Below are 26,919 nucleotides of genomic sequence, written 5' to 3'. Positions count from 1 at the left end.
ATGCAGTTCGAAAACCCGATTAAACGCCGTCAAAGTCGTCAGATTCACGTTGGTAATGTCGCGATTGGTGGTGATGCGCCGATTGCGGTGCAAACCATGACCAATACGGATACGTTAGATGTTGATGCCACGGTGGCGCAGATTCGCCAAGTTGCCGATGCTGGGGCGGACATTGTGCGTGTGTCTGTGCCGACGCTGGATGCCGCCGATGCTTTTGGCAAAATCCGCGCGCAGGTTGATGTGCCACTGGTGGCGGATATTCACTTTGATTATCGCATCGCGTTAAAAGTGGCAGATTTAGGCGTTGATTGTTTACGTATTAACCCTGGCAACATTGGCCGCGAAGACAGAGTGCAAGCCGTGGTAGATGCCGCACGTCATAACGGCATTCCGATTCGTATTGGCGTGAATGCGGGGTCATTGGAAAAAGATCTACAAAAAAAATACGGCGAGCCGACGCCCGATGCGCTGGTCGAATCGGCCATGCGCCATATCGATATTCTCGACCGCTTGAATTTCCCTGATTTTAAACTCAGTTTAAAAGCGTCGGATATTTTTATGACGGTGGCGGCGTATCGGAAAATTGCCGATCAAATTGAGCAGCCACTGCACTTGGGCATTACCGAAGCGGGCGGTTTGCGAGGCGGTACCGTTAAATCCTCGATCGGTTTGGGTTTGCTCTTGTGGGATGGCATCGGCGACACCATTCGGGTGTCTCTGGCTGCGGACCCAGTGGAAGAAGTTAAAGTCGGCTGGGACATGCTGAAGTCCCTCAAGCTGCGCTCGCGTGGCATCAACTTTATTGCCTGCCCTAGCTGCTCGCGGCAAAACTTTGATGTGATTAAAACCATGAACGAGCTGGAACAGCGGGTAGAAGACATTCGTACCGATATGGATGTTTCTGTGATTGGTTGCGTGGTCAATGGTCCGGGTGAAGCAAAAGAAACCGACGTTGGCTTGGCCGGCGGTCAGCCCAATTTGGTGTACATCGATGGTAAACCAGCACAAAAGCTGACCAACGAGAATCTGGTTGATGATCTTGAACAGCTGATTCGCCAGCGGGCAACCGAGCTGGAACAACAACGCAAAGCATTAATTGTCAGCGACGTTTAAACGCTGGCTTAGGAATACACAAAATCATGAGTAAAAAAATTCAGGCCGTTCGCGGCATGAACGATATTCTGCCAGCGCAGTCACCAGTATGGCAGTATTTGGAAGGCACCGTCGCTGAACTGCTCGGCTCTTATGGCTACAACGAAATCCGCATGCCGATCGTTGAGTCGACCAACTTATTTAAGCGCTCCATCGGTGAAGTCACAGACATCGTCGAAAAAGAAATGTACACCTTCGATGATCGCAACGGCGACAGTTTGACGTTGCGTCCTGAAGGCACGGCCGGTTGTGTGCGTGCGTGTGAAGAGCACGGTTTGTTGTACAACCAGACCCAGCGTTTGTGGTACACAGGCCCTATGTTTCGCCATGAGCGTCCGCAAAAAGGTCGCTATCGCCAGTTTTACCAAATTGGCGTCGAAACTTACGGCATCGCCAGTGCGGACATCGACGCCGAGTTGATTTTGCTGACCGCACGTTTGTGGCAGCAGCTTGGTTTGGCAGACAGCGTGACCTTGCAGCTCAATACCTTGGGCAGTAGTGAAGCCCGCGCTGCCTACCGCGAGGCACTGGTCGCTTATTTGACCGAGCACAAAGCGCTGTTGGACGAAGACAGTCTGCGCCGCTTGGACAGCAACCCACTGCGTGTTTTGGACAGTAAAAACCCAGATATGCAAGCAATGCTGGCCGGTGCGCCAAGTCTGTTCGATTATCTCGACGATGACAGTCGTGAGCACTTTGACAAACTGCGCAGCATTTTGGACGCTGCTGGCATTGCTTATGAGGTCAATCCTCGTTTGGTACGTGGCCTCGATTACTACTGCAAGACCGTATTTGAATGGGTGACCGACAAGCTGGGTGCCCAGGGCACTGTCTGTGCCGGTGGCCGTTACGACGGTTTGGTCGAGCAATTAGGTGGCAAGGCCACGCCAGCCGTTGGTTTTGCCATGGGCGTTGAGCGCTTGATCTTGCTGCTCGAAAGCTTGGAATGTGTGCCACAAGCGGTGTATCAAACACTGGATGCGTATGTTTGTGCGGTAGGCGATGACACCGACCAAGCGGCTCTGTTACTGTCCGACCGCTTGCGCAACGAGCAAGAATGGCTGCGTATCCAAACCCACTGTGGCGGTGGCAGCTTTAAGTCGCAAATGAAGAAAGCCGATAAAAGCGGTGCTCGATTTGCGCTGTTGTTGGGCGAAAGTGAAGTCGCTCAGCAGCAAGTGACCATCAAAGATTTGCGCGGCGAGCTGGAGCAGGTACAAATCGCTCAGCAAGATGCCGCCGCTTGGCTGGCACAACACATTAATTGATTGACGAATTGGGGAAGCTGTCATGAGTGACATGCGCACAGAAGAAGAACAGGTTGAAGCGCTGAAAAACTGGTGGGCGGAAAACGGCAAAAGCTTGCTGGTGTCGGTTGTGATCGTCGCCGGTGGCTGGTTTGGCTGGAACACCTACCAAGATAATCAGCGTGCGACGGCAGAAGCGGCCTCACAGGTTTATTCGCAGCTGGTCGAACAGGCTGCCTTGCCACAGGCGCAACAAGACGACAGCAGCAAGGCAGACATGCAGCAGCTGGCTGAGCGCTTGGTCAACGACTACGACGGTACGGCTTACGCTGATTTTGGACGTCTCTTTATTGCACGCCTGGCGGCGGATGCTGGCGATTACGACAGCGCAGCCTCATCGCTGCAGCAAGTGGTAGACGCGGCTGAGCCAGGCCCAGTGAAATTTACCGCCCAAGCGCGTTTGGCCTTGGTTTTGACTGAGTTGGAGCGTTTTGACGATGCTCTGAGTCAGCTGGCAGACGTCCCAGACCCTGCCTATCAGGTGCAGTTCGAAGAAACCCGAGGCGACATTTTCTGGCGTCAGGGCAAAGCCGAAGACGCACTGGCTGCCTATGAAAAAGCACTGCAAGCGGCGCAAGATAACGGCGCTGGCACGCAGCTGCTGCAGCGCAAAATCGATCACCTGGCATCGACCGGAGAGGTGTAATGCGGCGTTTTGTCGGCACACTGTCGCTGCTGGCCATGTTGGCTGGTTGCTCTACCGTGGCAGAGCAGCCCTTCGCCACCTCGGCGGTTAAGCAACCGCCGTCGGTAGACATTGAATGGCGTCATAACTTAGGCCCAGGCGCTGCATCGCGTCTAAACCATCTGCGCCCAGCGTTGGCAGGCGACACCTTGTATGTGGCTTCGGCGGCCGGGGAAGTATCGGCATTGTCGCTGGAAGACGGCAGTGCGCTCTGGAGTCTGGCACTGGAACAGCCCATCACGGGTGGGATTCGGGTCGATGGCGATGATCTGTTTGTTGCTACCCAAGACGGTCGCTTGCACCGCTTGAGCACCGACGGTGAGTTGCAGTGGAGCGCGGCGCTGGCGTCTGAGTCGGTGTCCGCTGCTGGCGTCGATGCTGAGCGTGTCTATGTGCACACCATTGATGGGCGCTTAACCGCATTTGACCGCAACAGTGGCGAGCAGCGTTGGACCTATGAGCACGCCATGCCGGTACTGTCGGTGCGTGGTACCAGCTCTCCTTTGGTGTTGGAGCAGTTGGTGGTGACCGGCTTTGCCAGTGGCAAGGTGGTGGCACTTGATAAGCGCTTAGGCATTCCCCGCTGGGATGTGCGGCTCGCCATTCCTGATGGCCGCTCCGAGTTAGAACGTCTGGTAGACATCGACGGCACGCCGGTTTGGGATAACGGCGTTATTTATGCCGCCAGCTACCATGGCAGCGTTGCCGCACTGTCGCCACGAGGCGATGTGCGTTGGAAAGAAGACGGCTCCAGTTATGGTCACCCAGAACTGGCGTTGGGCAGTTTGTATTTGAGTCTGGCCGATGGCACGGTGCAAGCTTACGACTTGATCAATGGCGCCAGCCAATGGCAGCAGACCGCATTGCAAGGCAAAGCATTGGGGCAGATTGTTGCTTATGATCGCTATTTGGCGGTGGCTGACGGTGAAGGCTACTTCTACTTGCTGAGCCAAGTCGACGGTGAGCTTTTAGCGCGTGAGCGCTTACGTCCGAAACCTTTGCATCAAAATGTTCCCAACTCGCCGGAAATGACCAACTGGCACAACCTACGCGGTCGTGACTTTGGTATTTCTGCCCCCATGGTCGCCACCGACCGGGGTCTGCTCGTCACCAGTAACTCTGGTGAACTGCTACTCTTAACCGTACACGCTGACCAATAAGGTCAGCGTGCTGCATCATCCGCTCTAAGGTACCTGTTCATGCTACCCGTCATTGCCCTGGTTGGTCGTCCCAACGTTGGTAAATCCACACTGTTTAATCGCCTAACCAAAAGCCGTGATGCCTTGGTGGCCGAAATCGCTGGCCTCACCCGTGACCGTAAATACGGTGAGGGCAAAGTGGGTCGCCGTCCTTTTATTGTGATTGATACCGGCGGTATCAGTGGCGAGGAAGAGGGCATCGATGAAGTCATGGCGCAGCAAAGCTTTCAGGCCATTGAAGAAGCCGACATCGTCTTTTTTATGGTCGATGTCGGTGCCGGTATTACCGCCGGAGACCGCATGATTGCTGATCATTTGCGGCGCAACGGCAAGTCGGCCTATTTGATTGCCAACAAAATCGACGGCAAAAATCCAGACGTGGTGCTCGGCGAGTTTTACGAGCTGGGCATGGGTGAGCCATTGGCCATCGCCGCCGCTCATAACCGCGGGGTATCTACCCTAGTGGACTATGTAATGGATGAGCTGTTGGGCGAAGAGTTCAGCGAAGAAGAGCCTGAAACCGGCTATTTACCTGACGAGCCTGCAGAAGAAGAAATCACCCACGAAGAGCTGGATGTACGCGGCATTAAAATCGCCGTGGTGGGGCGGCCGAACGTTGGCAAATCGACGCTGGTGAATCGTATGTTGGGTGAAGACCGGGTGGTGGTTTATGACCATGCCGGTACCACGCGTGACAGCATTTATATTCCTTACGAGCGCTTTGGGCAGGACTACACCCTGATCGATACCGCCGGGGTGCGTCGCCGTAAAAACATCTCGGAAGCGGCCGAGAAGTTTTCCATCATTAAAACCCTGCAAGCCATTCAGGATTGCCACGTTTGTATTTTGGTGCTGGATGCACGCACGGGCATCGTTGAGCAAGACCTGCATATGCTGAGTTTTGTACTCAACTCCGGTCGTGCGCTGGTGCTGGCCATCAATAAATGGGACGGCATGGACAGCTACGATAAGCAGCGTGTGAAAGACGAGCTGGATCGTCGCTTCGATTTTTTAACTTTTGCTGAGCAGCACTTTATTTCAGCCTTGCATGGCACCGGCGTGGGTCATTTATACGAGTCCGTTGATAAGGCTTACGAATCTGCCATGGCGAAGTGGCAGACCAATATGCTGACCCGCATTTTGGAAGACGCCATTGCCAGCCATCAACCGCCTTTGATTCGCGGTCGTAGGCCTAAGCTGCGTTACGCTCACCAAGGTGGCTCTAATCCGCCTCGCATTGTGGTGCACGGCAACATGGCCAACGACCTGCCAGAAGACTACAAGCGCTATCTTGCCAACACCTTCCGCCGAGTACTGGACATTCAAGGCACGCCCATTCGCTTTGAGTTCCGCCAGGGCGAGAACCCGTTTTCTGATCGTGGTGGTGAAGTCAAACACCGCAGCAAGCGCCGTGCTCAAGCGGTTGAAAAGACCAGTAGCATTCGCCAAGCGAAAAAAGATAAAGCCAAGCGACAGCGACGCAAATCCAGTTAAAAAAAGCTGGTGTGGAGCGGGTTTTTGATTAAAATCCGCTCTTCTTATCTGAGATTTGTCCATGCAACTGGTGTCTTTTGATGCGTTGCGCACGCTGGGCCTGCCAAACATCCGCTACATCAAACCGGAAAAAATGAACGAGCACTTGGACGTGCTGCTCGATGCCGACGGTTTGCTTTTTCCGCAGTTTTGGCAGCTCAATGGCCTTGAGTATGGGCTGAAGCAACGCATTTTCCCTTCGCCTGCCAGTTACCGTATTGGCCACGACAAAGTCGAACAGACGCGCTGTTTCCAACTGCTGGCGCCACAGCATACGCCGTATACGTTAATTGCCGCCAATACCGACGCTGAAGCACAGCGCTTGTGGGCGCAGATGGCGTTGCCGTTTGTGGCCAAAATCCCTCGCAGCAGCATGGGTGAAGGGGTTTTTCTTATTCAAAGCGAACAAGACTGGCAGCAGTATTGCCAGCGCTCGCCGCTGTTGTATGTGCAAGAGTATTTGCCCATTGATCGTGATTTGCGCATCGTTTGGGTTGGGCAAGAGGTTGTCGGGGGCTTTTGGCGCATGCAGTCAGACAATGGTTTTCATACCAATTTGGCGCGTGGTGGAGAAGCGCGTTCCGGGGTTTTGCCCGATGCGGCCGTTAACCTGGTGAAGCAGCTAGCGCAAGGTTTAAATATTGATCATGGCGGTTTTGATATCGCCATGGTGGGGCAGTATCCATTTGTGTTGGAGTTTAATCGCCTGTTCGGCAATCAGGGCTACCCTGACCTGCAGCGGCAAGTAGACGATGCCATTTGCCGCTATTTATATAGCCAGTGGGGCAAGCCAGAACCCGACGATCCAACCGGGCCGCTGGGGCCTTGGCCGAGTGCGGTTTAAGTACGTAACCCGCCCAAGCGCTGGTCAAGGATGTCGAGCTGTTGCGTCACTTGGCCACTGCTGTGGTTGGCCTCCAACGCCAGCTCTGCAAGAATGTTCGCGGCATCGCCAATCACGGTTAAATTGCGGGTGATTTCTTCGCTCACCGAACTTTGCTCCTCGGCTGCGGTGGCTACCTGGCCGATGTGATCGGCGATTTCACCGATGGCTGCCACCACTTGATGCAAGGATTCGTGCGCATGTTGCGTGGCTTCCCGGTTGACCGCTGACTGTTCGCTGCCTTGCTTAATAATGCTCACCGCCGAGTGCACTTCTTTTTGCAGGGTTTCAATCATGCCGTCGATTTCTGCCGTGGATTCCTGTGTGCGCGAAGCCAGGGTGCGCACTTCATCCGCCACCACCGCGAAGCCGCGGCCTTGCTCTCCAGCGCGAGCCGCCTCAATGGCGGCGTTTAAAGCCAGCAAGTTGGTTTGTTCGGCAATGCTGCGAATGACCTCCAAGATGCGGTTAATGTCCTCTGAATGACTGGCCACCTTGGTGATGGAGTCGCTGGCACTGCTCATGCCTTTGGTCATTTCCAGTACGGTATTTAAAGCAGACGACAGGTGCTGTTGTGAGTCGGTCACCGAGCGGTGAATGTCTTGCGAGCGACCGGAGACGTCGGATGCGATTCGTGATACTTCGTGTGCGGTGGCAGACATTTCCTGCGTGGCGGTGACGACGTTGTTGATCTCCGTTTGCTGCTGATCTGTGCTTTGCCGGGTGCGTTCGGAAATGCTGAGGTTTTGCTGCGATTGTTGGCGCACCTCTGAGCTAACGTCTTTTAACGAGTTGACCATTTCACGCAGCTTGATGATGAAACGGTTAAAGCCTTGGCTGAGCTCGATCAGCTCGGCATGGGTATCCAATTCCAGACTTTGTGTTAGGTCGCCGTCGGCCGATGCTAACTGATTGACCTGTTGGTTAAGGCGTCGCAAAGGTTGCACGATGGAGCGTATAACGGCGGTCATCAGTACGATGGCGATGGCGGCCAAGATGATCGCCGACAACAGTTGCGTTGACACCACGCTGGCACGCTCTTCCTCGATCAAATGCTGCAACTCACTGAGCTCAGCCAAGGCAATATCCTTAGGCAGTTCGATCAGCAGTGACCAGGTATTACCAGAGGCTTTAATGGGCAGCGATGCAGCGACAAAAAAGCGATCATCGGTATCCAGTTGCCCACCTTGTTGGTGCAGCTGGTGGAGCTGCTCGCCCAAGGTTGGCATGGCTTCTTTTAATGGCCGGGTGAGGTGTTCTTGATAGTGGCTGGAGGCGGCGATCAAACCAATGTGGCTCAGCAGGGTGACCTTGGCTGCGCCGTCGTACAAAGCTTTGCTCAGTTCTTCGGTAATGCGTTGGAACAAGGGCAAGTTGACATCGACGCCGACAATGCCACGAAAACTGCCATTGGCCATGACGGGCACTGTCAGGCTGGTCATCAGCTCGGTGTAGCCTGAGCTGATTTCGTAAAGGTAGGGCTCCATTAAACAGGGCTTGCCGCTGTCTTTGCCACACAAATACCACTCGGCTTCACGAATGCCGAACTCATTGCGCGTGGTGACGTATTTTTCTTCTGAGTCTTCGACACGTTGTTGCTCTAGCTGGCCTTGCTGGTTGCGAATCCAATAGATTTCCAAGGCACCGTTGCTTTCGACGGTGTGAATGTCATCACTGCCTTGCCAAAAGCGGTCCTCGCCGTCGTAGCCGTTGGCTTCAAACTGACCATACATAGAGCTGATATCCGGGTGTTGTGCCAATGTCGCTTGCAGCAACAGATTGACCTGGTCGCGGCTTAAGCGATTGGCTGGCCCAGCTTCGATGCTGTTTTTGAGAATGCTGGCCACGGTAAGTGGCACCCGGTAAGCCGAGTTAATGTAGCCGCTCACTTCGGCCCCATAGCCTTTGGCGCTGCTTTGCAATTGCTGCACTACGGCACGTTCAAGGTTGTCCCCAGCATGGCCAGATAAGCGTGCACTGATCTCGGTAATACCGCTGAAGGTCTGTGCCCCCATGGCGAAGGTCAGCACCAAAATAATACCGAGGGTGATGGCGAATAATTTAGTTTTTAGCGGCCATGCTTTCATGCACATGCTCCGGATTAGGCTGCTACCAGAGCATAGGTCAATCCTGTCAGAGTGCCACAGCGGCCGCTATAAACGTACGGAGTCGACAGCGGCGGCAATGCTGTCGACGGCCTCAGCTAACTGCTCACTGGCGACCATGCTATCGCTGGTTTGGTCTTTTACGTCATCGGCGGCTTTGACTATGTCACAAACGTATTGATCGACCTCACTGGCAGCCACACTTTGCTGCTCAACCGCGGTGGCCACTTGTAGATTCATCATGGCAACCTCCGCCATGCTTTGCGTCATTTCACGAATGAGCTGCAGCGCATGAAAAGACTGGCTTTTACCTTCTTCGCCACGTTGATTAGAGCTGTGTACCGCGGCAACAACATTATTGATGACGGTTTCAAAGCGCCGCAGTGTGGTGCGGACTTGTTCGGTGCTTTCAGCCGTGCGCCGTGATAATGCCCGCACTTCATCTGCGACCACGGCAAAGCCACGACCATGTTCACCCGCACGGGCCGCTTCGATGGCGGCGTTTAACGCCAGCAGGTTGGTTTGTTCGGCAATTTGCTCAATGGCATCAAGCACCTTTTCAGTGCCACGGTTGGCGTCTTTGAGTTCGGTGATGGCTTGTACGGCGTGGTCGAGCTCATTTTGCAGCACTTCAATGGCTTCTTGTGCTTGGCTGGACTTTTCTGTGGTGGTGTTTAGGCGCTCATTCACGCCACGAACATAGCCGGAGGTACGGTTGGCAAGGTTGGCGACTTCCTGAATGGAAGCGCTCAACTCATGTACCGCGGTGGCGGATTTTTCCAGCTGTTCGTGTTCGCTATCCGTGCTTTGAACGACGCTTTGGGTGGCTTGGCGAATGGTGTGAGCGGCGACACTGATTTGCTCGGCGGACTGTTCGAAGCGCTCGAAGGCTTGGGTCAACTTAGCGTACAACCGGTCGAATGCAGCTTGTAAAACGGTGATTTCATTGCCCGTTTGCTGCGCAAGTTGACTGATGTCGTCATCATTAACGGTATGCACCGCACGCCGAGTCATGTGACGAATACTGCGGCTAATGGCAAGTGACAGCCAAGCAACCAATGCCAGTGCCAGACCGGCGGATATCAGCATGGTTACTAGGGTGGCACTGAGCAGTGTCGTGCGTTGCTGTTCCAATTTGGCTGATAGCTGTTGCAGTTGTTGCGCAAACTGTTGCTCCAATTGGGCTGCTTGGTCGCGCAATTGTTGTTGCAGGCCTTGATTTTGATCCAAGCCTTTTTCTACCTCAGCCTCAACCAGTGCGGTAAAGCGTTGTTGATATTGTTGCACGCGCTGCAACAGGTTGGTCTGGCCATCCAGCGCTTGTTGCAAGGCGGGTAAATCGCGCTCGAAGCGCTGTTGATACTTAAGCTCGCGGCGCAACATAAAGTCTTTTTCATGGCGACGCAGCATCAGCATGGCGGCTTGCGTTGCTGGTTGCTGGTCAATTTGCTGCTCCACTGCATGAATGGCTTGGCGTAAATCGCCATAGAGTCCGCTGGTGGGCGTTAAGCCGATGCGTTGCTGCAACTGTGCTAGCTGCATAAAACTTTGAACATAGCTTTGCGCTAGCTGTTGCACCGACAGACTTAAGTGCTGCTCCAGCTGCTGCTGAAAGGACCGCGCTTGCTGGCGGAAGTCATTGATGTAATCGACTTCTAACCGCTGTAAAAAGTCCTTTTCATGGCGGCGCAATTGCAGCAACTGCAGTTGCAACTGTTGCAGCCCTTGTTGCTGTTGATTCAAGTGGGCGGTGGTGTTGGCCAGATGCCAAGTCGCAGCTCCGCTGGCACCAAAGCCAATAACAACCAGAGCGATGAGCAATAAATGCTGCTGAACAATGGATAAGCGCTGAGTGATGAATGCTAGGGGGCTCGTCATGGTCGCCTCGAACTTCCGTGTTAGACCCTAACCAATTTAGTTGAAATGACAGGTTTGTGACAGCCTAGGAAAATTGCCCCTCAAACACGGGTTTGAGGGTTGTAATGGGCGTGGCAATGGCCTTGATTGATAGCTAAAACCACGCCGCTTGCATGTCCAAGCAAGTGCGATCTAGTTCGATCAGTAATTTAGCCTGATGCTCGATTTCGCCCAGCTCCCAGCGAATAAAATACTGCGCTGTTTGCAGCTTGCCATTAACAAAGTCACGGGGGCGGCTGCTTTGCAGCGCGGTGTGCGCCATGTCTAGCCATAGCCAGCCGATTACACATCGGCCCATCATGTCCAAGTACAGGGCAGAGTTGGCCAATCCCAGTTCCAGCTCGCCTTGTTGCAGAGTGTTGCCGAGTGTCATGGTGGTACGTACCAGAGTATCTAGGTGTTGCTCGTATTGCTGACACAAGGGCTTCAACTCTGGGTGCTCACTGGCACGCGCCAGCGTGTCGCGAATGCGTGCCAGCAGCAGTTGTTGGCCCTTGCCTTGTTGCTGCCACAGTTTGCGCCCCAGTAAATCCAGCGATTGAATGCCGTGGGTACCTTCATGAATGGGATTCAGGCGATTATCGCGATAGCACTGTTCAACCGGGTATTCGCGAATGTAGCCACTGCCACCCAATACCTGAATGGCGAGATCATTGGCTCGTGGGCCGTAATAGGAGGGGTAGGATTTCACCACAGGTGTGAGCAGATCCAGCAATAGCGCGCTGTCTGAATCACCACCGGCTTCGCTTTCGTCGACCAAGCGCGCAGCCAGCAAGCACAGCGCCAGCGAGCCTTCGACATACGACTTTTGCGCCAACAGCATGCGTTTCACATCGGTGTGTTGAATGATGTTGACGGCTGGGCTGTTGGCATCGCGCTCGGTTGGCAAGCGCCCTTGCGGCCGTTGGCGGGCATAGTTGAGAGATTCTAGATAGCCGCGATAGCCTATCATGGCGGCACCTAAGCCAACCCCGATGCGTGCCTCATTCATCATCTTGAACATATAGCTCAAGCCTTTATGGGGCTCCCCCAATAGCCAACCTTGGCAGTCTCCTTGTTCGCCGAAGTTGAGCACGGTTGAGGTGGTGCCACGGTAGCCCATTTTGTGCAGCAGCCCAGCCAGCTGCACGTCATTGGGTTGGCCCAGGCTGCCATCCTCATGCACACGAAATTTGGGCACGATAAACAGCGAAATGCCCTTCACGCCGACGGGTGCGCCCTCTATGCGGGCCAGCACTAGGTGAATGATGTTATCGGTAATGTCTTGATCGCCGCCAGAGATGTACATTTTCTGGCCATGAATGCGGTAGCTGCCATCACTGTGCGGCGTGGCTCGGGTTGATAAATCGCCCAACGACGAACCGACGTCTGGCTCCGTCAGGGCCATGGTACCGGCGAAGCGTCCTTGAAACATATGCGATAAATAGCGCGCTTTTTGCTCTGCATTGCCGAAGGTATGGATCACGTTGGCAGCGGCGCTGGTAAGAAAGGGGTAGCCTGCTGTGGCAGGGTTAGCCGCCATAAAAAAGGCACTGCAGGCGCTGTGGATCAACGCGGGCAGTTGCATGCCGCCGTCTGAATAGTGGTGGCGAGCACAGAGCAAACCGGCCTCGCTAAAGTGGCGCCAAGCCTGTTTGACCTCAGGCACCGTTGTGACCTGCTGGCCATCAAACTGAGGTTCCTGCGCATCGGCTTTGGCGTTATGAGGCAGAAAGTACTGGGTCGCAATCTGCTCTGCCGTTGCGAGTACGGCATCAAAGGTGGTCTGGTCGTGATCCTGATACTGAGGGAGTCGCGTCAGGCTATTGGCATCGAACAGGTCATAGAGTAAAAACTCAAGATCTGTGTGGTTAATCAGGGTGGACATGGCGAATCTCCGGGTGGCACTTTTAGCCACTATGAGGCTTGTCATGCCGCCTCGTAATTGGCAATATGGCCACTCTTGAGGCTATTAGTGACAAGTAAAACCATGATTAACCTAGTTGTTGTTGGCTTTGACCGTGCTTTGGCTTCTGCCATTACCGGGGTGGCGGATTTATTTGGCCTCGCAGGTGTCACCTGGAATCGCATTGAGGGCACGCCAGCGCAACGTTTGTTTAACGTGCGAATTGCCTCTCCTAATGGTGAGCCTGTGCGTTGCATTAATGGGCTGCAATTGGCCAGTCATATGAGTTTTGCTGAGGTCATGGCGTCAGAAGCGCAAGTGGATGCCGTCATTGTTCCCACCGTCGGCGGACCCATTGAGGAAGTGTTAACGGATGCCGAGCCAGTACTGGAGCTGTTGCGCCATGCCGATCAACAAGGCTGGACCATTGCCGGTAATTGCACCGGTAATTTTCTGTTGGCCGAAGCCGGCATTTTAAATGGCCGCTGCGCCACCACACATTGGGGTTTTAAAGATACCTTTGAACGCTTGTACCCCAAGGTGTCGCTGCAAGCGGATCAACTGATTACCCGCGACGAACACATTTATTGCGCCGGCGGTGGGCTGGCTTGGTTTGATCTGGGGTTGCACATCATTGAACGTCATGTCGGTTTTGAGGCGGCGATTCAAACGGCCAAGGCGTTTGTGATTGATTACCGCCGCGACAGTCAGCTTTCCTACTCACTGATGCGCTTGGCCAAGCCGCATAAAGACGATCTGGTCAGTCAGGCACAAGGTTGGCTAGAGCAGCATTACGCTGAGCCATTCACAGTCGAAGAGTTAGCAGAGCGCTTTAGCGTCTCTAAGCGCACGCTGATTCGGCGTTTTAATGCCGCGCTGGATATGCCGCCCAATACCTATGTGCAGTCGATTCGTATTGAAGCGGCGCAAAAGTTATTGGAAGAAACAGGGCGTACAGTCGACGTGGTCATGACCGACGTTGGTTACGAAGATGCCAGCTCGTTTCGGCGCTTGTTTCGTAAGAAGACGGGTCTGACGCCGACTGAATATCGGCGTCGATTTGCCCGGCGGTATTGAGCTATGCTAGGCACATCTGTGGTTTGGGTTGTTCCATGTCTGTGCCTCTAGCTGAGCAAAAAAGAATTCGTCACCCATTGCTGCGCCACTTGGTGTTTGCCTGTGGTTGGTTGTCGGTGGTGCTGGGCGTGGTCGGTATATTTTTGCCCGTATTGCCTACCACGCCATTTTTGTTGCTGGCCGCCGCTTGCTTTGTGCGCAGCTCTTCGCGTTTTTATCAATGGTTAATTCATCATCCACGCTTGGGTAATTACGTCATCTATTACTTGGACGGCAAAGGCATGCCAATGCGAGCCAAAGTATATTCTCTGGCGTTGATGTGGAGCGTGATGCTGCTGACGGCCTTTGTATTGGTGCCCAGGCCTATGTTGCAAATACTGCTGCCGCTGACAGGGTTGGGCGTCAGCATTTACATTCTGCGTTTGCCGACGCTGACCTTAAAATAAAGCTGACCTTAAAATAAAGAAACCTCAATCACGCTATTGGGGTTGCCATAATAACAATAGGATCTTGCATGACTCCTTCTGACTGGCAGGCCGACGGCCACTGGCTGGTGTTCCGGCCTGACGTGGACGGTCGCAGCTATGACCTCCGGATCTTCTACCGTGCCTCCACGGCGATTAGTCAACTGGGTAAAAATAAGCCCGTGCTGCTGCTCATTCATGGCTTTCCAACCAGCAGTTGGGATTGGCATGACGTATGGGATGGTTTAGCACAACACTACGATTTATTGGCCGCGGATATGTTGGGCTTTGGCTGCAGCGATAAACCGGCGGCATTTCCTTATTGCATCGCTGTCCAGGCCGATATTCAGGAAGCGTTAGTGCGCCACCTCGGTATCGAGCAGTGCCATATCTTGGCCCACGATTACGGTGACACCGTGACTCAAGAGTTGATGGCGCGCCAACTGGAGCAGTCACAGCAGTGCTTTCAGTCCGTCACCTTGCTGAACGGTGGGCTGTTTCCAGAAGCTCATCGTCCGTTATGGTCGCAACGCCTATTGGCCAGCCCACTGGGGAGCTGGTTTGCCCGAGGAATAACAGAGAAAAAACTTGCCCGCGGTTTGCAGCGTATTTGCCAGCAGCCACTGTCGGGCGATGATTTGAGTGCCAGCTGGCGCTTTTTAAGTTATCGCCATGGCCCACGAGTGTTGCCGCGTTTAATGGGCTACATGAAAGAGAGGCGCCAGCAGCGCCAGCGTTGGGTCGGCGCCTTAAAAGACTGGCCGCATCGCTTGCATCTGATAAATGGCAGTGCCGATCCCATTTCAGGTGCGCATATGGTGGCCCGCTATCGCCAAGTATTAGAGCGTGATGACATCACCGAGCTGGCGGACGTTGGGCATTACCCACAACTGGAGGCACCGCAAGTGATTGTAAAGGTGATGACCGATGCAGGCCTTTGAACCTTCCACTCTGGCAGCTTGGCCATTGGCGCTGTGCCAAGCATTACGCCATCGCCAGATCGCGCCACAACCTCTTTTGCAGCAAGTCGGCTTATGCGAAAGCAGGTTACTAAGCCAGCCGGATAAGCGAATTGAGATTGCACGTATGACGCAGCTATGGCAGTTGGCTGAGCAAGCGACAGCGGATGGAGCATTTGGCTTATCTGTATCGCGTCACGTACAGCCCATGCATTTGCACGCGGTGGGCATGCTGGTCATGGCTTGCTCGTCTTTGCAGCAAGTGCTGGAAAAAGTGGTGCAGTACCATGACATGGTGTCAAACAGCGCCCATGTTGCCTTGGTTCACCGGCCCGATAGTCTGGGTATTCGCATTACGCCACTGGCTAGCCTGCCGCTATCGCCACTGGCATTGGATGCTTTTATGGCGACTCTGGTGCGTTTGGCCAAACTCATTTCTGGCCTTCCAGCGAATGAGTTGCTGACCCAGGTGGAACTGCACCGCGCGCGGCCAGATCAGCCGCACTATTGGCAGCAGATGTATCAGGTGCCGGTGGAGTTTTCTCAGTCGCAGTGTATTTTGTGGTTTCGGCGTAACGTGTTGCAGCAGCAATTAATCGGCGACACTGGGTTACTGGCGGCCCATGAACGGCGAGTGCAACAATATTTGCAGCAGCACCAGCAAGCAGGGTACGGCGCCAAGGTGCAGCTCGCCATAGGTGCAGTATTGCCGAGGGGTGAGCCAACCCAAGCTCAGATAGCCCAGCAACTGAATATCAGTGAGCGTAGCCTGAGGCGTTTTTTGGCGCAAGAAAACACTAGTTTCAGACTCTGCTTGCAGCAGGTGCGTCATGCACTGGCGTGCCAGCGCCTACGAGAAAGTGATGAAGATTTAACCAGTATTGCGTTGCAATTAGGTTTTAGTGACAGTAGTAATTTCTCCCGCTCTTTTTTGCGCTGGCAAGGCGAACGGCCCAGTCAATACCGTGCACACTGTCGCCGGTCAGAAATGCCCTAGAGGGGCGCTAGGGCATTTCAGTTCTTCTGTGTAGCTGATGTTTGTTGTAACTAGTTTGTGTCCTGAGTCAGCAGTGGGTATTTTTTAGAATGAATGAAAAGCACCAGTAAAAGACGCTGTGCGCGGGAAATATCGGGGTCTTTTTAAGCAGGCACGAGAGCGGTAAACCGGTTTCGTGCTTCTTAGGGCTCTGGCGATTTACACCGAATTATCCAAAGGCGCCTTAACTGGCTGATAATGCTTATTGTACGTTATGCTGACATATCCTGTGTTAGTTATTCCGGCGTTACGATGGCAAAGTGCTGGTTGGGTTTTTCAAACAGTGAAAAAAAGGTGATTAAATCCCAGTGGCTGCCATCACTGTCGATATCATCGGATAACAGTAGGTCTTTAATACCGGCATTTCCAATCAATAAATCGATAAATAATGCATGAGTCAGCGTCAGCTCTGCGTCAACATCAGCTGCTGTGGTGATGGGCTGATGATGCATGACCGAGTTTTCAATCCAGAGGCGGTAACTTTGCTGCAAGTCGCTGAAGTGTATTGCGATGGAGAGGTCGGTATCGTGTGCGTTCTCGGCTTTAAGGCGCGTTGCCATAGAAGTAAAGAAATGACTGACTGGCGTGTGTAAAAAGACCGACTTCATTTGCCTTAAATCGAGATTTGTTTGCGCTGCACCATGGCGTAGTTCGTACGCACCCGTGAGATACACGTCGCGCCAAGGGCCACTTTCTGCCTGATAACCTAACTGGTCGTAACTGCGTGCCAGCCACCGTTTGGCCTCGCTATGGCTTGGCTGCGCAAATACTAAATGATTCAACAGCTCAGCGGCCCAGCGATAGTCGCCTTGTTCAAATGCTGCCCGCGCGTGTTGCAGTAGTGCCTCAGCGCCACCGGCTAAGGCGACGTAGCGAGAAGCGGCCTCGACTCTTGGAAGTGGATCTAGGTGGGCTGGGTTACCGTTGTACCAACCCATATAAAATTGATACACCGCTTTGGCATTGTGTTTGACAGTGCCATAATAGCCACGATTAGAAAACTGGTTTGCCAGACTCTCTGGTAACCGTATTTGCTGTGCAATTTCATCCGCCGTCGCACCGTTATTCATTAAACGTACAGACTGGTCGTGAATAAACTTATAAGTGTCACGCTGGCCGATCAAAAACTGCTGTATGGCATCATTGCCCCAAATTGGCCAGTGATGGCTGCCGAAATATACTTGTGCTTGTGAAAAACGTTGGCGTGCTTGCTCAATGTAGCCGCTCCACTTAAGTGCATCGCGAACCTTAGCGCCGCGCAAAGTGTAGAGATTGTGTTGGGTACGTGAGACCAGCTCGGCACCGCAAAATGCGTTAAATTCGGGCAAATAAAAGGTCATTTCTGCCGGAGCCTCAGAGTCCGGTGTGTATTGAAACTCAAACGTTACACCATCGATAATCATGGCCTCTGTGTCGTCATCAATGTTGTGGCTAGGCTCAATGATGCCGAGATGGCCAAACGCCGGTGATTTACCCAGCCCTGAACCTATATGGCCGCGAGTTGTGCGTGGCAGTTGCTTGCCATACATAAAACTAGCGCGACGGCTCATTGCGCTACCGGCGACGATGTTTTCGCTGGTGGCCTCATGCATAAATCCGTCTGGCGCAATAATCGGAATGTCGTTACTTAGCGCAAATTGCGGAAGTAAACCGTTAATACCACCAAAGTGGTCAATATGGCTGTGAGTGAACAGCACGGCACTGATGGGGCGCTGAGGTAAATGCTGCAGCGCTAGCTCAAACGCTGCTTTTGCAGTTTCGGCTGAAGTCAGTGGGTCGATCACAATCCAGCCTTGCTCTCCCTCAATCAGCGTCATGTTGGCTAGGTCCATCCCTCGTAGCTGGTAAATACCAGGTACCACTTCAAACAGCCCAGAGAGGTTATTCAAGCCAGCTTGGCGCCACAGGCTTGGGTTAACTGAATCAGGTGCCTCGCCGCTTATAAACTGGTACGCCGCTCGATCCCAGATTCTCTCACCGGAAGGCAAGTGGACGCTGAAATCATCGGCGCTGGCCAGTTGACCACGTCGTGCCTGTTGCCAGTCATCTTGCTGCTGTAGATTCAATACAGCACTGACGTCTTGCTGATGTTGCCGTGTCGCTTCTGTTGCTGCAGTGAAACCCGCGCTATCAGCGGGTAGGCTTTGCATTTGTGTGTTATTCGATGCCGAGGGTTGGCAGGCGGTGAGCGCAAAAAGGACACTGCCAAGCATAAAAGATCGACGCATAAGGTTCTCCAGCTAGATTAGTAGCGAGTCTGTTACTGGCAGGGTAACGTGGCGTGAAGATCGGCGCAGGTTCGTAAAGGTCAGTCAGTGGGCCGAACTGACCATTAGGCTGGCGGCAGAAATCGGGTATGCTGGCCACTTTTGCACGGAGTAGTGGCGTGAAAGCTTGGCGACAACATGGGGCGATCCTAGTATGTGCAGCGTTGGCGGTGGTGTTTGTGGCTTGGCCACAACTGGACTTGATCGTTAGCCAGTGGTTTTACGATCCGTCATTGCCGGGTTGGCCGCTAGCAAATCATCCCATTAACGAAGCAATTTATTGGGTATTTCGTTACCTGCCACATTTTATAATTCCCATCATGCTGATCGTCATTGGTCTGTCGTTTGTGCGCGGTGGTGTGAGCCCTAAGCATCGCAAACCCTGGTTGTTTTTATTGCTGGTGTTGCTGATTGGGCCAGGCCTTCTGGTGCACAGTGTTTTCAAAGAGGGCTTTCAGCGTGAGCGGCCGCGTGCGGTGGAGCAGTTTGGCGGCTCAGATGCGTTTACTCCTGCGTTTGTGATTAACCAAAAAAGTAGCGGCAAATCCTTTGTCAGTGGTCACTCAGCCATGGCGTTTTATTTTATGGCGTTGGCATGGATATTTCGTCGTCGCAGCTGGCTGTACTGGGGCATTGCGCTGGGTGTGATAATGAGTGCAGTGCGCATCATGCAGGGCGGGCATTTTTTAAGTGATACAATTTTTGCTGGTTTTTTGGTGTATTTTACCTGCCGCGGTATTTCCTGGTGGCTGTTAGGGCACAGCCGTATTCGGCCGGATAAAAACGCCTGAGCCATTCGGCTCGGGCGTTTTTTAGGTGCTTTATTGTTGCCCTGGTTGATGATGTGCTGGTTGATGATGTGCTGGTTGATAGTGCCCGGCACTAAAACCAAACGCTTTGACCAGTAAGTTCCATTGTGCCAATTGGCTGATCACCAAGGTCAGCCAGGCGATTTGCGCTTCATCATAATGCTCACGCAGTTGGCGAAAGGCCGCCTGCTTTTCACTGTCCTCTGCCTGCTTAGTTACACAAACGTTGGCCCAGCGCAGCAAGCCTTGCTCTTGCTCGGAATAAAACGGCAAGGAGGCCCAATGTTCGATGGCATGCAGACGCTCGGGTTGCTCGCCATGATGCAAGGCTTCCTTGTAGTGCATGTCCAAGCAGTAAGCACAGCCATTTAACGCAGAAATGTAATATCGCACCAGCTCCAGCGTGCGGGTGTCGATCCACTCTAACTGGCTCAGCGTGTCTTCAGTGCGCATTAAACCGGCCAACATGTCTTTGAGGATTTGGTGAAAAGCAATTCGGCTCATCTGTTGTTCCTCATGAATGATGAGTGGCCAGTTTAGGGTTTGACTGATTTGCATAGAATGCATAGGTTTTCTGTTTTAGTTTTGCACTAAATGCAAAGGTGGTGAGCATGTTGGCGGCGGCGCGTGTGTTTTTGAAGGTGGTGGAGCAGGGCAGTTTTTCTAAGGCCGCGCAGGTGCTGAACATGGCACCTTCGTCTGTTGCGCGCGCCATTGATGGGCTAGAGGGTGAGCTGGGCACCAGTTTGCTGCAACGCTCGACCCGACAGCTTAAGCTCACCGCCAGTGGCCAACGCTTTTATCAAGGCGCGCTGGCGTGGGTCGCACAGGCCGACGAGTTGAAATATTGCGTGCAAGATGACCCTGAGCGAGTTGCTGGGCCGCTTCGTATTTCAGTATTTGAAGCCTTTGGCACGGTGCAGTTGGCGCCTAAATTGACGAACTTTATGCAGCAGTTTCCGCAGGTGCAGCTCGACATTGCCCATGAAAATCGTCTGATCGACCTGTTAGAAGAAGACGTCGACGTGGCCATTCGCATCGGCCGCCCGGCAGACTCAGGGCTTAAAGCCTTGAGTTTGATGAGCAATGAAACCTGGGTGGCAGCGGCGCCGAGCTACTGGCAGCGCCATGGCAAACCGACGCTGCCGGAGGAGTTACTGCAGCACAACTGCTTGCTGTTGAGCCGCGGCAGACAGCGCAGCTACTGGCACTTTCGTCGCCAGGGAGAGCAAGTCCGTGTTGCTCCGCAAGGCACGCTCAGTTCACGCGGAGGCATTCCCTTATTGGCCGCGGCAGAAGCCGGTGCCGGCGTGGTTCAGCTACCGCGCTGGCTGCTGCAGCCGGCCATCGAGCAGGCTAAGTTAGAGCCCTGCTTAACCGATTGGCAGGCTGGGCTGCAAGGTGGCGATGGCGGTCGGGTGTATGCCGTTTACGTTGCGCGCACTTATCCCAATCCGGTGGTGCGCGCGTTTATCGATTTTTTAAAGCAAACCTACTGCAGCCAGAACATAGCGCCGCCGTGCTCCAGTTAAAGCACGGTTAAGGCGTCAGCAGCAATGGGGGCTTGGCGGTATGCCAGACCTAACTTATTGAGGAAATAATCGCGTGGCATGGCCAGCGGGTTGGCATCTTCCAAAGTGTGGCCGTGCGCTTCATACAGCGCTTTGAGAAAGGTTATGTAGGCATTGCCTGGCTCTAGTACCAAGGCCGCACCACCGGCATCTGGACGAACGCTGGATTGCTCCTCATCCGCCAGAGTCACTGCAATGACGACGGGCGCTTCGTTTTGTTGAAAGGCCAAGTTGCGGCTGTGGGTCTTTTGTTGTGCCCAGAAATACGCCAGCTCTTTGCTCTGGGTTAAAAACACGGGGTCGTCACTGCCGATGCTGCTGTGACCAATGGTTTTTAGCAAATGCTGCTGGCGTGACATCAGCTCGGCGTCGCCGGCGCCTTTTAAACCCTGTTGCTGAATCGACTCCAACAGACCGGATGCGGTGCCGTGATACCAGATGTTGCTGACGCGAAAACCGTCCTCGCTAAGCAGTTGCTGAGTATCCTGAAACTGACTGGGGGTGGATTCTGTGCTCACGCAAACCTCTTGTATAAATAGCCATCATGCCCGATTTGCTCGGGCGCAAGCACGCGAGTATATCAACAGGCCGGCGCCTTCACATCTCAAAAACCGTGAGTTGCAGTCAGCGTTATGGTGCATAGCAACGGGGGGTTAACCCTTTGCGATCAAATGAACTTGCTGGCGCTTGGGCAGCTGCCCCGGGCGCTGTTGCTGCCACTGTGAATCCAGCCGGTACTGCGTCTCGGTTAATACACCGTTGTCGTACCTGTGCCTCACTTCTTCACGTTGTTGCCAGCGGGTTTGAATGTGCTGCTGTTGGCCATCCAATAAACGCCACATATCCAATCGCCGGATTTGATTGGCAAAGGCGACGCCATGCTCATCTTGCTGTCCTTTAAAACTGGTTTGCGTCAGTTTTAGCGCCAGCTGTTCGTCAGGGGGTTGGCCTTGCTGCTGGCTGCGGCTAAAAAACTCTGCGCGAAAATCAGGCAAGGCATTGCTGGCGGCGGGGGAATAGGGCTGCGCCAGTTGCTCCACGGTTTGTGCAATAAACTGCTGGGCGCTGGCCGCATCGCTGCCCAAACGCTGTAACCATTGCTGCCCTTGTTCGGCGCGCTGTAACAAGGCGTTCATCGCCGACTCAAAGAAGCTGCTGACTTGTGGCGCTAAACCGTCGCTGGAGGTTTGTATTTGCTGTTGCAGCCAAGCCAAGTCGTTGTGCCCCAGTAGCGCGGCTTGATCGAAGCCGCGGCGAAAAACATCAAAGTCATGCTCGCTGTATTGATTGTCTTGCCGTTGTTGCCAATGACCGTCCATATCCAAGGCGCCATCGCTGTGGCGTTGCTGCTGTAAATTTAACTGTTGTTGGCTGTTACCCTGGTTGTGCCAAGCTTGCAGGTCGACTGTTTTAACGTCGCTATGGCGTAGGGCCGCAAACAGGTCTGAGTGCTCGCTGCCAGCAAATAAGGCGCTGACGCTGTAGCCCAGCTCTCGAACCAGTTGGCGCATTTGCTGCTCGCTGCTGCTGCTGAGCTCGCTGCTGCTGGCGATGGAAAAGTGTTTCAAGCTGCCGTTTAAGCGTTGGGCAAATTGCACTTGAATGCGCTGCCCCGAGGTTAGGGTCAGCTCAATGCTGAAGCCAGCAGCCCCCTTGGCTGGCGCCTCTTTCTGCTCTGCCGGCAGGCGACTCACTGTGTGGTCGTGTAGCTGTTGGCTCAATGCCGCGCCGAGCTTGATGGTCGATGCCATGGCCAAGTCCTTTGCCTGTTGGCAAGTTATCGGCGGCTTTGGGCTTGGCTGAAATAATGATTAAGCAACAGGTAAATGCAAGCCATGACTAACGCGACCAAGGTACCTATATCGCGCCCTAGATACGGATAGCTGTAGCTGACGGTTAAGCAATAGCTCAGCAGTGCACCCATGCCGGTTGGATAGTGGCGAATGCTGGCCGCCAATACCTGTGCACCGTAGCGAATGTGCAGCAGTAACATCAGTGGGAAGAAACTCACCGGGAAAGCCGCCAATAATCCCGCTTGCGAAGGTGCCAACCAGTTACCCATCGCCGTAATCAGCACAACGCTCAGGGTGGCCAGCGCCGCACGAAAAACCAAGCTGGCAATGGGATGATTTAGAACGACTGGGTTTAGAAAAGAACGACTCAGGAAAGAATGACCGTGTTTTGGTTGTGCAGCTGGGTCAATTTTATGGCATGGCTCTATGCCACGTTGTAATCGGTGAAACACCAGGATGGCGATCAGGGTGACGGCGAGTGAGGCAATGCGGTTGGCTGGCAAATGTTGCAGCAGCCAGATCGCTCCAACAAAACACAGCAGTGCCACAAACGCAGCAACAGGCAAGAAACTGAGTTGGGGGCGCCTGCGTGTGACTTGCCAATACCCCCAAGCAAACGCCAAAGCGCCAGACAAACCCGCCAGGGTAAACACCGCGCTGCTGCCAGCAAATTCATCGCCTTGTTGCAGGGCAAAAAAATACAGCACGATGGCAGTGCCGAGGGGAAAGCCAGCCAGCAGTCCGGCGTAGCGTGGCCCTAAGCGCTCGGCCACACTGGCCAGCAAGCAAACGCTGGCAAAGGTGATCAGTATTTTGCTCAGCACTAGCATCATACGAGCGCTGTCAGGGCGAGTTTTTTGGCATCAAGGGCAGCATTGCAATTGCCTGTTTGTGCTTGGGCGATGGCGCCATCGAGCAATAGCTTTAGGCCGATGGCCTGCTCTTTCTCTTGCCCTTGAGCTTGCTCTGGCTCTGAGCGGACTCGTTGCAGATGTTGCTGCAGCAATGTGAGTACTCGTTGCTGGTGTTGGTGGCAATACTGCCAAACATCGCTGTCGCTTTGGCTGTATTCGCTCGCGCATTGCTGAAAAAAGCAGCCGTAAAACGGTGCCAGCTCACGTTCGTTAAACCAGTCATCCAGGGCATTAAACAGCTGTTTAATTAAGTCATTTAAAGACGACGCTGATGTCAGTCGCTGCTGTAGCCAGTCGCACCAGCGCTGATCGCGCAGCTCTAGAGCTGCCAGTAGCAGCGCTTCTTTGCTGTCAAAATGATGGTACAGGGTTTTGCGGGCGACGCCTGCCAGCGCCAAAACATCATTGATGCCCGTGCCATGCACGCTGTGTTGATAAAACAAAGTTAACGCGGCTTCCACCAGTTGTTGACGTTTTTCCATGGTGATGTGAGTGCTGACTAAAAACGCTAACTTGACACAGGTAGACAGACTTGTCTACCTTAGTAGACCGTTCAGTCTACCTTGGAGCAAGTTATGTGGTGGTCGTTGCGTTGGCCTTCGTTGCCAGCGTTTGTATGGGCTGGCCTTGGGGCCGCCGTGTGTGTGGCGGCATTGGCTTGGATCGGTGAGCAGTCCATGTTGCCGGTGTTGATGGCTCCCTTTGGAGCCACCTTGGTGATTGTATTTGCGCTGCCTTCCAGTCCATTGGCGCAGCCGCGCAATGTTGTTTTAGGGCATGTCTTAACCACCGCCTTGGGGTTGGCGGCATTGCAGGCAGCGCAGTGGCTAGAGCTGTCGCCGCAGCATCCCTTGTTGATGGCGGTGGCAACTGGGCTGGGGGTATCGCTGATGATGATGTTGCGTTGTGTGCATCCGCCGGCGGGGGCAAACCCACTGCTGGTATTGATGACGATGCCGGGCTGGCACTTTTTATTCACCCCCGTCGCAGTGGGCGCCTTGTTTATTGTTTTGTGCGCTTGGGTTTGGCATCGAGCGCATGGGCAAGCCTATCCCGTTTCTGGGAGGTAACGATGATTTACCGCTTACCGCGCTGGATTATGCTGGGCGGCGCTTTATTAGCGCTTAACGCCGGTTTTGTTAACAGTTTGGCGTTATTGAGTTTTGCCCATCAAGCGGTCTCCCATGTGACGGGTACCATCACGGTGGCGGCCAGCGCTTGGTCGACGGGCGGCGGTTGGCTGCCGCCCTTGTGGATTGTATTCAGCTTTTTACTCGGAGCCGTTATCAGCGGTGTTGTGGTGGGTAATGAATCGCTCACGGCTGGTCGCCGCTATGGTGTGGCGCTGTTGATCGAGGCCACACTACTGGCGGCTGCCTGGTGGTGTTTACGCCAACAATGGTCCGCAGGTGAGTGGTTAGCCTCCGCGGCTTGCGGGCTGCAAAACGCCATGGTGGCCACGTACAGCGGTTCGGTGATTCGCACAACGCACTTGACGGGCATCGTATCGGACATTGGCTCGTGGTTGGGTAATCGGTTAGCTGGGAGAGCGGTGAACCGTCGTCAGCTGCTATTGCATACAATTTTGCTAGTAGGCTTTGTCAGCGGGGCGGCGGTGGGCAGTCAGTTGTATGCGCTTTGGCAAATAGACGCCTTGTGGACTGCCATTATTTTGGTGACAGTGACGGCCTTGATCTATCAAGGGTGGCGGCGATGATGCTGTTGGCTGGCTCGGGTCATGCTGCTTTGGCGCTGGTGGTGGGCGCTGACATTGGCCCACAGACCACCCGATAAACCGTGTAAAAATACACTCAGCAATATCGTTAATACACTGGTGCCAAATAGGGTGTCGTAGTGCTCTATTTGATCGGCATAGCCCAGCTGCTCAAGGCTGAGCAGTAAATAGAGAATGCTGGCAATGCCGCGCGGACCAAACCAGGCGAGAAAAGCGCGGCCGCCGGCGCTCAAGGGAGTGCCGATCAAGCTGATGGCCACGGGTAGCATGCGCACCAGCGTCAGGCTCAAGAGCGCATAAACCAGCATGGGCCAAGTGAGTAGCGGCCAGGCGGTGGGCACAAAAATGGCGCCAAACAAAAAGAAGATCACCAACGACAGCAAGTGGCCTTCGGCCTCGCCAAACTCTTTTAGGCGGTTCATCACGCGCTGGCGTTCGGCCTGCAAAAATAAACCGGCGAGGAATACGGCAACAAAGCCATTGCCCCCCAATGCCTCGGTGCCGACAAAGGCCAATATGCCCAAGGCAACAGAGGACAAGCGCTGATACAGAGGCGGCATCCAATGATGCAAGATGGCGTAATCAATGAGTTTGCCGCCCAGGCGCCCTGCACCGATGCCCAATAAAGCCCCCAAAATCAGTTGGGTACCAATAAAGTCGGCCCAATGCCAAGCATCCTGGCTGCTACCGGCTGCCAACAGTGACAAAAACAGCAACAAAATCGGCAATGCAATGCCGTCGTTTAAGCCGCTTTCTACGGCGATGGTTTGGCGCAGCTTTTCATCGAACTGGCGCTTGTCCATGATGCTTTGTGCCAGCGCGGCGTCGGTGGGCGTAAGAATCACCGCCAATACCGCGGCGGTGTACCAGTCTAGGCCGAACCAGATCGCCGCCGTCACCGTGCCGACCAGTACGCTGAGTGGCAGGCCCACGGCGAGCAAGCGAATGGGGTAGGCCTCATAGCGCCAGAGCTGGCGCCGTTCTATCTGGCTGGCATCGGTAAATAACACCAGTGCTAGCGTCAGCTCGGCAATATGCTGCAGGCCGGTGCTGTCTAATGAGGGCTGTATCCAGCCAAATACCAGCGGCCCGACGACCATGCCCAACAAGACAAACAGCATGGGGGCGGTGATGTCTTGTTTTTCGATGCGACGTGCCAACAGGCCATAGCCAAAGAGCGCCGCTGCCAGAATCATGATGATGGTTTCAGTCATCGTCCCAGACGACCCTCAGTGGCTCGCCAAAATCATCATAAATGACCCGACGTTTGGGTTTTGATGAGCGACGTGTGGGGCTTTTGCGGGGTTGCTTGCGCTGCTGGCGGCGTTGGTCGATGGCGCGCAAAACGTCGTCGACAGAGGTGCGCTCGGCTGCTGGTTTTTCAAAGCCCAAAGAGCGCTCGCTGTAGCGGCCATCTTGCAATCCGCTGGCGCCGCGCTCAAAGCTATGAATCTCACCGCCTTGTTGCAAATAGTGCTGCATCTGCTGCTGCAGCTGCTCGCGCAGTTGTTGCTTAGTGGGAGGTTTGGGCATAGCGCTTTGCCGTGGCTCAAACCCATCATTATAGGAGATGGTGGTGTGCTCTCCCAGTGCCTTTACGCTGGAGATTCTGCGGCAGGATTTACACT

25 protein-coding genes are annotated in these 26,919 nt (G+C 54.1%); 14 read left to right on the top strand and 11 right to left on the bottom strand.

What is annotated here, in order from left to right:
• The 6 genes from ispG to IE090_RS08760 all read left to right on the top strand — a co-directional run bounded on the left by ispG (position 1) and on the right by IE090_RS08760 (position 6,720).
• A complete protein-coding gene (ispG, locus tag IE090_RS08785) occupies positions 1–1,113 on the top strand; it encodes a flavodoxin-dependent (E)-4-hydroxy-3-methylbut-2-enyl-diphosphate synthase (protein WP_189387987.1) in 1,113 nt (370 codons plus the stop codon).
• Between the two features lie 26 nt (positions 1,114–1,139).
• Positions 1,140–2,420, top strand: a complete 1,281-nt coding sequence (gene hisS, locus IE090_RS08780; protein ID WP_189387986.1) for a histidine--tRNA ligase — start codon at positions 1,140–1,142, stop codon at positions 2,418–2,420.
• Positions 2,421–2,442: 22 nt separating this feature from the next.
• Positions 2,443–3,105 carry a YfgM family protein gene (locus IE090_RS08775; RefSeq protein ID WP_189387985.1) on the top strand — a complete coding sequence of 221 codons (663 nt, stop codon included), beginning with the start codon at positions 2,443–2,445 and terminating at the stop codon, positions 3,103–3,105.
• The gene (gene bamB, locus IE090_RS08770; RefSeq protein WP_189387984.1) at positions 3,105–4,304 is read left to right on the top strand and encodes an outer membrane protein assembly factor BamB; all 1,200 of its coding nucleotides are present in this window, start codon (positions 3,105–3,107) and stop codon (positions 4,302–4,304) included. The genes IE090_RS08775 and bamB overlap by 1 nt, the downstream gene beginning before the upstream one ends.
• A gap of 39 nt (positions 4,305–4,343) precedes the next feature.
• Positions 4,344–5,837: a ribosome biogenesis GTPase Der gene (gene der / locus IE090_RS08765; protein ID WP_189387983.1), complete on the top strand. Its 1,494-nt coding sequence runs from the start codon at positions 4,344–4,346 to the stop codon at positions 5,835–5,837.
• A 61-nt stretch (positions 5,838–5,898) separates the two neighbouring features.
• Positions 5,899–6,720 (top strand): ATP-grasp domain-containing protein, encoded by an 822-nt coding sequence (locus IE090_RS08760; protein WP_189387982.1) that lies wholly within the window; start codon positions 5,899–5,901, stop codon positions 6,718–6,720.
• Here IE090_RS08760 and IE090_RS08755 read toward each other — a convergent pair.
• From IE090_RS08755 to IE090_RS08745, 3 genes are all read right to left on the bottom strand, one after another.
• The gene (locus IE090_RS08755; RefSeq protein WP_189387981.1) at positions 6,717–8,846 is read right to left on the bottom strand and encodes a methyl-accepting chemotaxis protein; all 2,130 of its coding nucleotides are present in this window, start codon (positions 8,844–8,846) and stop codon (positions 6,717–6,719) included. The two genes, IE090_RS08760 and IE090_RS08755, sit on opposite strands and share 4 nt — an antisense overlap.
• Positions 8,847–8,912: 66 nt before the next feature.
• Complete coding sequence (locus tag IE090_RS08750) at positions 8,913–10,742, bottom strand: methyl-accepting chemotaxis protein (protein WP_189387980.1); 1,830 nt, start codon at positions 10,740–10,742, stop codon at positions 8,913–8,915.
• A 133-nt stretch (positions 10,743–10,875) separates the two neighbouring features.
• Complete coding sequence (locus IE090_RS08745; RefSeq protein WP_189387979.1) at positions 10,876–12,648, bottom strand: acyl-CoA dehydrogenase; 1,773 nt, start codon at positions 12,646–12,648, stop codon at positions 10,876–10,878.
• A 102-nt stretch (positions 12,649–12,750) separates the two neighbouring features.
• Between IE090_RS08745 and IE090_RS08740 the strand changes: the two genes are divergently transcribed.
• The 4 genes from IE090_RS08740 (at position 12,751) to IE090_RS08725 (ending at position 16,163) form a co-directional block, all read left to right on the top strand.
• A complete protein-coding gene (locus tag IE090_RS08740; RefSeq protein WP_189387978.1) occupies positions 12,751–13,743 on the top strand; it encodes a GlxA family transcriptional regulator in 993 nt (330 codons plus the stop codon).
• A gap of 35 nt (positions 13,744–13,778) precedes the next feature.
• The gene (locus IE090_RS08735; protein WP_189387977.1) at positions 13,779–14,189 is read left to right on the top strand and encodes a YbaN family protein; all 411 of its coding nucleotides are present in this window, start codon (positions 13,779–13,781) and stop codon (positions 14,187–14,189) included.
• A gap of 68 nt (positions 14,190–14,257) precedes the next feature.
• Positions 14,258–15,148, top strand: coding sequence for an alpha/beta fold hydrolase (locus IE090_RS08730; RefSeq protein ID WP_189387976.1), 891 nt, complete (start codon positions 14,258–14,260; stop codon positions 15,146–15,148).
• On the top strand, positions 15,135–16,163 hold the full coding sequence (locus IE090_RS08725) for an AraC family transcriptional regulator (protein ID WP_189387975.1): 1,029 nt from the start codon (positions 15,135–15,137) through the stop codon (positions 16,161–16,163). The genes IE090_RS08730 and IE090_RS08725 overlap by 14 nt, the downstream gene beginning before the upstream one ends.
• Before the next feature lie 275 nt (positions 16,164–16,438).
• Here the strand turns inward: IE090_RS08725 and IE090_RS08720 are convergent, their stop codons facing one another.
• Positions 16,439–18,430: an alkyl/aryl-sulfatase gene (locus IE090_RS08720; protein WP_229815619.1), complete on the bottom strand. Its 1,992-nt coding sequence runs from the start codon at positions 18,428–18,430 to the stop codon at positions 16,439–16,441.
• 158 nt (positions 18,431–18,588) lie between these two features.
• Here IE090_RS08720 and IE090_RS08715 point away from each other — a divergent pair, with 158 nt between their 5' ends.
• Positions 18,589–19,260: a phosphatase PAP2 family protein gene (locus IE090_RS08715; RefSeq protein WP_189387974.1), complete on the top strand. Its 672-nt coding sequence runs from the start codon at positions 18,589–18,591 to the stop codon at positions 19,258–19,260.
• 30 nt (positions 19,261–19,290) lie between these two features.
• On the opposite strand, the gene IE090_RS08710 is transcribed toward IE090_RS08715, so the two are convergent.
• A complete protein-coding gene (locus IE090_RS08710; protein ID WP_189387973.1) occupies positions 19,291–19,782 on the bottom strand; it encodes a carboxymuconolactone decarboxylase family protein in 492 nt (163 codons plus the stop codon).
• Between the two features lie 107 nt (positions 19,783–19,889).
• Here IE090_RS08710 and IE090_RS08705 point away from each other — a divergent pair, with 107 nt between their 5' ends.
• Entirely contained in the window at positions 19,890–20,810 is a 921-nt protein-coding gene (locus IE090_RS08705; RefSeq protein ID WP_189387972.1) for a LysR family transcriptional regulator, read from the top strand.
• Here the strand turns inward: IE090_RS08705 and IE090_RS08700 are convergent.
• The 4 genes from IE090_RS08700 to IE090_RS08685 form a co-directional block, all read right to left on the bottom strand.
• Positions 20,807–21,367: a hypothetical protein gene (locus IE090_RS08700; RefSeq protein ID WP_189387971.1), complete on the bottom strand. Its 561-nt coding sequence runs from the start codon at positions 21,365–21,367 to the stop codon at positions 20,807–20,809. The genes IE090_RS08705 and IE090_RS08700 overlap by 4 nt on opposite strands.
• 135 nt (positions 21,368–21,502) lie before the next feature.
• Positions 21,503–22,600: a hypothetical protein gene (locus tag IE090_RS08695; protein ID WP_189387970.1), complete on the bottom strand. Its 1,098-nt coding sequence runs from the start codon at positions 22,598–22,600 to the stop codon at positions 21,503–21,505.
• 26 nt (positions 22,601–22,626) lie between these two features.
• A complete protein-coding gene (locus IE090_RS08690) occupies positions 22,627–23,475 on the bottom strand; it encodes a hypothetical protein (protein ID WP_189387969.1) in 849 nt (282 codons plus the stop codon).
• Positions 23,472–24,038, bottom strand: coding sequence for a TetR/AcrR family transcriptional regulator (locus tag IE090_RS08685; protein ID WP_189387968.1), 567 nt, complete (start codon positions 24,036–24,038; stop codon positions 23,472–23,474). The genes IE090_RS08690 and IE090_RS08685 overlap by 4 nt, the downstream gene beginning before the upstream one ends.
• A gap of 93 nt (positions 24,039–24,131) precedes the next feature.
• On the opposite strand from IE090_RS08685, the gene IE090_RS08680 reads away from it, so the two are divergent.
• The gene (locus IE090_RS08680) at positions 24,132–24,626 is read left to right on the top strand and encodes an HPP family protein (RefSeq protein ID WP_189387967.1); all 495 of its coding nucleotides are present in this window, start codon (positions 24,132–24,134) and stop codon (positions 24,624–24,626) included.
• 2 nt (positions 24,627–24,628) lie between these two features.
• A complete protein-coding gene (locus tag IE090_RS08675) occupies positions 24,629–25,273 on the top strand; it encodes a YoaK family protein (protein WP_189387966.1) in 645 nt (214 codons plus the stop codon).
• On the opposite strand, the gene IE090_RS08670 is transcribed toward IE090_RS08675, so the two are convergent.
• Positions 25,255–26,505, bottom strand: a complete 1,251-nt coding sequence (locus IE090_RS08670) for a cation:proton antiporter (protein ID WP_189387965.1) — start codon at positions 26,503–26,505, stop codon at positions 25,255–25,257. The genes IE090_RS08675 and IE090_RS08670 overlap by 19 nt on opposite strands.
• Entirely contained in the window at positions 26,498–26,824 is a 327-nt protein-coding gene (locus IE090_RS08665; RefSeq protein WP_189387964.1) for a hypothetical protein, read from the bottom strand. The genes IE090_RS08670 and IE090_RS08665 overlap by 8 nt, the downstream gene beginning before the upstream one ends.
• Between the last annotated feature and the right edge of the window lie 95 nt (positions 26,825–26,919).

The sequence above is a fragment of the Bacterioplanes sanyensis genome (assembly GCF_014652515.1).
GTDB classification, from domain to species: Bacteria; Pseudomonadota; Gammaproteobacteria; order Pseudomonadales; family Oceanobacteraceae; genus Bacterioplanes; species Bacterioplanes sanyensis.
This window is presented reverse-complemented; position numbering and strand designations above follow the sequence as displayed.

Excerpts from the sequence above, each read along its gene's own strand:
- ispG (WP_189387987.1), top strand. The coding sequence starts at position 1 with ATGCAGTTCGAAAACCCGATTAAACGCCGTCAAAGTCGTCAGATTCAC.
- hisS (WP_189387986.1), top strand. The coding sequence starts at position 1,140 with ATGAGTAAAAAAATTCAGGCCGTTCGCGGCATGAACGATATTCTGCCA.
- IE090_RS08775 (WP_189387985.1), top strand. The coding sequence starts at position 2,443 with ATGAGTGACATGCGCACAGAAGAAGAACAGGTTGAAGCGCTGAAAAAC.
- bamB (WP_189387984.1), top strand. The coding sequence starts at position 3,105 with ATGCGGCGTTTTGTCGGCACACTGTCGCTGCTGGCCATGTTGGCTGGT.
- der (WP_189387983.1), top strand. The coding sequence starts at position 4,344 with ATGCTACCCGTCATTGCCCTGGTTGGTCGTCCCAACGTTGGTAAATCC.
- IE090_RS08760 (WP_189387982.1), top strand. The coding sequence starts at position 5,899 with ATGCAACTGGTGTCTTTTGATGCGTTGCGCACGCTGGGCCTGCCAAAC.
- IE090_RS08755 (WP_189387981.1), bottom strand. The coding sequence starts at position 8,846 with ATGAAAGCATGGCCGCTAAAAACTAAATTATTCGCCATCACCCTCGGT.
- IE090_RS08750 (WP_189387980.1), bottom strand. The coding sequence starts at position 10,742 with ATGACGAGCCCCCTAGCATTCATCACTCAGCGCTTATCCATTGTTCAG.
- IE090_RS08745 (WP_189387979.1), bottom strand. The coding sequence starts at position 12,648 with ATGTCCACCCTGATTAACCACACAGATCTTGAGTTTTTACTCTATGAC.
- IE090_RS08740 (WP_189387978.1), top strand. The coding sequence starts at position 12,751 with ATGATTAACCTAGTTGTTGTTGGCTTTGACCGTGCTTTGGCTTCTGCC.
- IE090_RS08735 (WP_189387977.1), top strand. The coding sequence starts at position 13,779 with ATGTCTGTGCCTCTAGCTGAGCAAAAAAGAATTCGTCACCCATTGCTG.
- IE090_RS08730 (WP_189387976.1), top strand. The coding sequence starts at position 14,258 with ATGACTCCTTCTGACTGGCAGGCCGACGGCCACTGGCTGGTGTTCCGG.
- IE090_RS08725 (WP_189387975.1), top strand. The coding sequence starts at position 15,135 with ATGCAGGCCTTTGAACCTTCCACTCTGGCAGCTTGGCCATTGGCGCTG.
- IE090_RS08720 (WP_229815619.1), bottom strand. The coding sequence starts at position 18,430 with ATGCGTCGATCTTTTATGCTTGGCAGTGTCCTTTTTGCGCTCACCGCC.
- IE090_RS08710 (WP_189387973.1), bottom strand. The coding sequence starts at position 19,782 with ATGAGCCGAATTGCTTTTCACCAAATCCTCAAAGACATGTTGGCCGGT.
- IE090_RS08705 (WP_189387972.1), top strand. The coding sequence starts at position 19,890 with ATGTTGGCGGCGGCGCGTGTGTTTTTGAAGGTGGTGGAGCAGGGCAGT.
- IE090_RS08695 (WP_189387970.1), bottom strand. The coding sequence starts at position 22,600 with ATGGCATCGACCATCAAGCTCGGCGCGGCATTGAGCCAACAGCTACAC.
- IE090_RS08690 (WP_189387969.1), bottom strand. The coding sequence starts at position 23,475 with ATGATGCTAGTGCTGAGCAAAATACTGATCACCTTTGCCAGCGTTTGC.
- IE090_RS08685 (WP_189387968.1), bottom strand. The coding sequence starts at position 24,038 with ATGGAAAAACGTCAACAACTGGTGGAAGCCGCGTTAACTTTGTTTTAT.
- IE090_RS08680 (WP_189387967.1), top strand. The coding sequence starts at position 24,132 with ATGTGGTGGTCGTTGCGTTGGCCTTCGTTGCCAGCGTTTGTATGGGCT.
- IE090_RS08675 (WP_189387966.1), top strand. The coding sequence starts at position 24,629 with ATGATTTACCGCTTACCGCGCTGGATTATGCTGGGCGGCGCTTTATTA.
- IE090_RS08670 (WP_189387965.1), bottom strand. The coding sequence starts at position 26,505 with ATGACTGAAACCATCATCATGATTCTGGCAGCGGCGCTCTTTGGCTAT.
- IE090_RS08665 (WP_189387964.1), bottom strand. The coding sequence starts at position 26,824 with ATGCCCAAACCTCCCACTAAGCAACAACTGCGCGAGCAGCTGCAGCAG.